The 5136-nt window shown below is 65.7% G+C and carries 3 protein-coding genes; 1 reads left to right on the forward strand and 2 read right to left on the reverse strand.

Features of this window, described 5'->3' with window-relative positions; translation table 11 throughout:
* Positions 1-195: 195 nt before the first annotated feature.
* Positions 196-2130 carry a methyl-accepting chemotaxis protein gene (locus tag N5D48_RS25510; protein WP_279888870.1) on the forward strand — a complete coding sequence of 645 codons (1935 nt, stop codon included), beginning with the start codon at positions 196-198 and terminating at the stop codon, positions 2128-2130.
* 135 nt (positions 2131-2265) lie between these two features.
* Here N5D48_RS25510 and N5D48_RS25515 read toward each other — a convergent pair whose 3' ends face one another.
* Positions 2266-3831: an iron ABC transporter permease gene (locus N5D48_RS25515; protein ID WP_279888872.1), complete on the reverse strand. Its 1566-nt coding sequence runs from the start codon at positions 3829-3831 to the stop codon at positions 2266-2268.
* A complete protein-coding gene (locus N5D48_RS25520) occupies positions 3831-4844 on the reverse strand; it encodes an extracellular solute-binding protein (RefSeq protein ID WP_279888873.1) in 1014 nt (337 codons plus the stop codon). The genes N5D48_RS25515 and N5D48_RS25520 overlap by 1 nt, the downstream gene beginning before the upstream one ends.
* Positions 4845-5136 lie beyond the last annotated feature (292 nt).

The raw sequence follows: 5136 nt of genomic DNA on the forward strand, positions 1-5136 counted from the left end.
TGCGATGCTGGACTCACCGCCTTGTTCGCGGGTAAACCCGCTCCCACAGACGTGGTGCATTCTTGCAACTCTGCCGCAGGTACGGATGCCGCTCGACCTGGCATTTTTACCTGCTGCCTCCGGCACAACCCTTGCTGTAAGAAGTTTCTGTAGATGCCATCAAAGTAATGGCGCCAGAAACACGAGGGTTAGAACGTGTCTGCCATCCTTTCACTGTTACGAAGCCGCCTCTTGCGGCCTGTGTTTGTTGCGCTTGGTATCGCTCTTCTGGTGCAGGTGCTGGTTGCCGTTGCACTGACTCGGAGCACGGTTACCGCCCTGGAAGCCGATCTGGGGGCGCGTCTGGGTCACGACAGCCAGCAGCTGGCCGCCGAACTGGAGCAGGCCGGGCAGGATGTTCGCGCCGGGCTCGACAGCCTGTCGGCCAGTACCCGCCAGCGCCTCAGCGCTGGGCTTTCCGAGCGGTTGCAGGACGAGCAGCAGCAACTGCGCGCCACCTTGGAGAAGAACCTCAAGGACTCGGCCAACGACATGGCCGAGCTGCTGGCATCCGTTGCGCCTCGGGCGATCTGGGACAACGACGTGCCGACGCTGTCGGATTTCGCTCGGCGTGCCCAGCGCAACCCCAACGTGCTGTTCGTGATCTACGACGATGCCCAGGGTCAGCACCTGACTCGCTATCTCAATCGGCAGAACCCGATCAACCAGGCGTTGATCGAGAAGGGGCAGGGCGAGCGAGCGCTGGACAAGGTGCTGGACGCGGCGCGCAAGGATCCGTCGGTGTACTTTGTCGAAGCCTCGATCAGCCCCAACGGGGCCGAGATCGGCAAGGTGCTGATGGGAGTCTCCACGGCCGGTGTCGATCACGAGCTCAAGGCCCTGGACCAGCGCTTCGCGGCACTGATCGCCAGCGGTGAACAGCTGGTCGGCGACAGCCTGGTGGCCGCCGCCGCCGACAGCGGCAAGGCGTTGCGGGCGCGTCTTGAAACCGCGCAGAACAGCGCCACGGCCATGCAGGCCAACACGGCGCAGACCGTGCGCGACGCTGCTGCCGAGCTGCGCTGGCGCATCGGCCTTGGCCTGGTGCTGGTGGGCCTGGGTGTGTTGCTGGTGGTCGCGGTAGTGCTCGGGCGTCGTGTGGTGAACAAGCTCCGACTGCTGATTGGCGCGCTGAACGATCTCGCCGCCGGGGATGGCGACCTGACCAAGCGCGTCACCCTGGACAGTCGCGACGAGATCGGCGACATGGCCTCGGCGGTCAATCGCTTTGTCGACAAGCTGCAGCCGATCGTGCGTGAAGCTGGCGAAGTGGCGCAGCGCACTGGCGTCGAGATCGATGCGATGGCCCGGCGCAATGCCGGTGCCGATGCCGCCGCCGCCCTGCAGCGTGACGAAGTGGCTGCCAGCCTGCGCGACCTGTCGGGCATGGCCGACGAGGCTCAGGCCGAGAGTCATGCCATGCAGGCGGCATTGCAGCAGGTGGTGGACATCCGTCAGGCCACCGACGAGAACAGTCGCGCCTCGACGCAGCTGGCGCGGTTGATCGAGAACCTGGCGGGCGAGGTGCAGGCTGGCTCCCAGGTGATCGAGCGGCTGGCCATGCAGAGCGAACAGATCGAAGTGGTGCTGACGGTGATCCATGGTATTGCCGAGCAGACCAACCTGTTGGCGCTCAATGCCGCCATCGAGGCGGCGCGGGCAGGGGAGACTGGTCGTGGTTTCGCCGTGGTGGCCGACGAGGTGCGGGCGCTGGCGAGCAAGACGCAGAGCTCGACCGGGGATATCCAGTCGCATATCGCGGCGTTGCAGCAGGGGGCCAAGGAGGCCGTGGCGACCATCAGCCAGGCCGGGCGCCAGGCCAGCGAAGGCTTGCTGGTGCTGCGTGACAACGAACGGCGTCAGCAGTCGGTGCAGGCGGCGGTGGAGCAGGTGCATGCGGCGATCGGCCTGGCTACCCGCGCAGCGGAACAGCAGGCCAATGGCGCGCAGGCGGTACGTGGGCGGGTGGAGAACATCCATGCCCAGGCCGAGCGCTCGGCCGAGGTGGTGATGCAGACCACCGCCAGCAGCAAGGTGCTGGATGACCTGGCGGCGCAGTTGCGCGCCAGCCTGGGACAGTTCAGGGCCTGACTCGGGCGAGGGCTGCGCCCTCGCGTCGCGACACAAGGCCGCTCCCACAGGTTCGGCGCTGATCTTGAAGCCGGTGCAGTACCTGTGGGAGCGGCCTTGTGTCGCGATTGGGCCGCAAAGCGGCCTCAGCGGGTGTCATGCCTTGTTCAGATACATCCGCGTGGTCAGCAGATACACCGGCAATCCCGACACCACGATCAGCAACGCCGCATAAGGCGCCGCCGCCGCAAACTCGACGTTGGCGGTATGCGCCCACACCTCGGTTGCCAGCGTGGTCATCCCGGTCGGGCTGAGCAGCAAGGTTGCGGTCAGCTCCTTCATGGCATCCAGGAATACCAGCGCAAACGCCGCTGCCATGGCCGGGAAGATGATAGGCAAGGTCACCCGGCAGAACGCCGCGAAGCTGCTCGCGCCCAGGGTCCGCGCGGCCTCTTCCAGGGTCGGCGAGGCCTTGTTCAGTGCCGTGCGCACCGGCGATTGCGCCAAGGGCAGGAACAGCAGGGCGTAGGCCAGGATCAGCAGTGCCGTGGTCTGGTACAGCGCCGGCACGTAGTGCAAGGCGAAGAACACCAGGGTCAGGGCGATGACCAGGCCCGGCAGGGCGTGCAGCAGATACGGCAGGCGCTCGGCCCAGATCGCCAGGCGCCCCTTGTAGCGCACCACCAGGAAGCTGATCGGCAGCGCCAGCAATACGCAGAAGCCCGCGCCGCCCAGGGACACCGACAGCGAGGTGGCCAGGGCCTTGCCGATCGCCGCGATCGGGAATGCCGCCGACGAGCCGACGCTCAGCCAGTAGCCGAGCATGGCCAGCGGAATGCCGCTGCCCAAAACCGCCAAGGCCAGGCAGAGCAGTTGCCCCAGCGGCATCCAGGCGCGTAGGCGCACTGGTTGCGCGCGGCGCGCCACGCCCTGGCCGATACGTACATGGCGAGCCTTGCCGCGTACCCGCAGTTCCAGCCACAGCATCATCAGGCACAGCGCCAGCAATACCGCCGAGAGCATGGCGGCGTTGGCGTTGCTGAATTCCAGCTCGAACTGCTGGTAGATCGCCGTGGTGAACGTCTGCAGGCCGAGGATCGACAGGGCGCCGAACTCCACCAGCATGTGCAGGGCGATCAGCAGCGCGCCGCCGAGCATCGACGGCCACAGCAGCGGCAGGGTGATCTTGCCGAACACGCCCCAGCGGCTGCAGCCCAGGGTGCGTGCCGACTCTTCCAGCGAAGTGTCGAGGTTACGCAGGGTGGCGGCCACCGGCAGGAACACCAGTGGGTACTTGGACAGCGCCATGACCAGGATCGCCCCGCCCAGGCCTTCGAAGTCGGAGCTCAGTGACACCCAGGTGAAGCTGCTGACGAACGATGGCACGGCGAAGGGCAGGCACAGCACCACGCCCCACAGGCGCCGTCCGGGCAGGTCGCTGCGCTCCAGCAGCCAGGCCAGGGCCACGCCGACCACCAGGCACAGCACGGTGACGCCGACCATCAGCAGCAGGGTATTGCGCAGCAAGCCCCAGACGAACGGGCGCCAGAGCAGGCGCAAGGCCTCGTGCCAGCCGGCTTCCCAGGCCTTGAGCCCGACGTACAGCAGTGGCAGCAGGCTCATTGCCACCAGGAACAGCACCGGCAGTACCACCCAGATGGACGGGCGCTTGGCTTTCGGGATGAAGCGCGACAAGGCGGGCGAGGGCAGGGCGGCAGTCATCAGAGCAGGCCAACCTCACGCTCGAGCTCGATGGCTTCCTCGGCATTGCCCAGGTCGGCCGGCGAGATCTTCGGCGGGCGCAGTTCGTCGAACGGCTTCAGGCCACGGTCGGAGACCATGCCCTTGTGCAGTGGATACTCGGCGGTGGTCTGGGTGATCACGCGCTGGCCTTCTTCGCTGGCCATCCAGTTGAGCAGGGCCTGGGCTTCCTTGGGATGCTTGCTGGCCTTGACCACCGCGGCACCGGAAATGGTGACCAGGTTGCCGGCATCGCCATCGGCCAGGTAGTAAAGCTTGGAGTCGAGCTTGCCGCGTTCACGCTCGAGCGCATACCAGTAGTAGTTGTTCACCAGTACCGCGGCCACTTCGCCTTTTTCCACGGCCTTGAGGGCGACCATGTTGTTGGTGTAGGTCTTGCCGAAGGCTTTCAGGCCGGTCAGCCATTCTTCGGTGGCTTCACGCCCGTGCATCTTCAGGATGGCCACGGCCTGTTCCTGGAAGGCGCCGCTGGTGGGGACATAGCCGACGCGTCCTTCCCATTCGGGGTTGGCGAAGTCCATTACCGTGGTCGGCAGGTCCTTCTCGTCGATCTTCTTCGGGTTGAACACCACGATGCGGGTGCGGGCGGTGATGCCCATCCAGGTGCCGTTGGCGCCTACATACTCCTTGGGCATCATGTTCGCGGTGGCGTCGTCGATCTTCGCCAGCAGGCCCAGTTCGCCGAGGTTGTTCAGCGGCGGGGATTCTTCGGTGTAGATGATGTCGGCCGGCGAGCGCGCGCCTTCTTCGATGATCTGGCTGGCCAGCTGGTTGCTGCTGCCCTTGCGGATATTGATATGGATGCCGGTCTTAGCCTCGTAGGCATTGGCGATGGCATCGCCGATTTCCTTGTGCTGGCCGTTGTACATGGTCAGCGTGACCGGTTCGTCTGCCAGGGCGGCCGGAGCGCCGATCACCAGGCTCAGAACTGCGGCGGCCAGGGTGCGCATCAGCGGTTGCGGGCGGATCGTCATGCGGGTATTTCCTCGCTTACGGCTACATATTTGGAAACAATGGTAAACGAAATCGTTTCTCAAGTGGCCGCATGACGGGAAATTCATGAGGTCGCGCAGGGCACTATTCGCCTGTGGGAGCGGCCTTGCCGAGGCGTCGGACCGGTCGGAAAGGGCTGCGCAGCAGCCCCGGCAATTTCGATGGTGGCTCGCAATCTGGGGCCGCTGCGTTCACGCCAAGATCGCCGGGGTCGCTGTGCGACCCTTTCGCGACACAAGGCCGCTCCTACAGGGGAGGGCGTCGGGTGGCTGC

It is taken from the genome of Pseudomonas sp. GD03858, assembly GCF_029840925.1.
Classification (GTDB): domain Bacteria; phylum Pseudomonadota; class Gammaproteobacteria; order Pseudomonadales; family Pseudomonadaceae; genus Aquipseudomonas.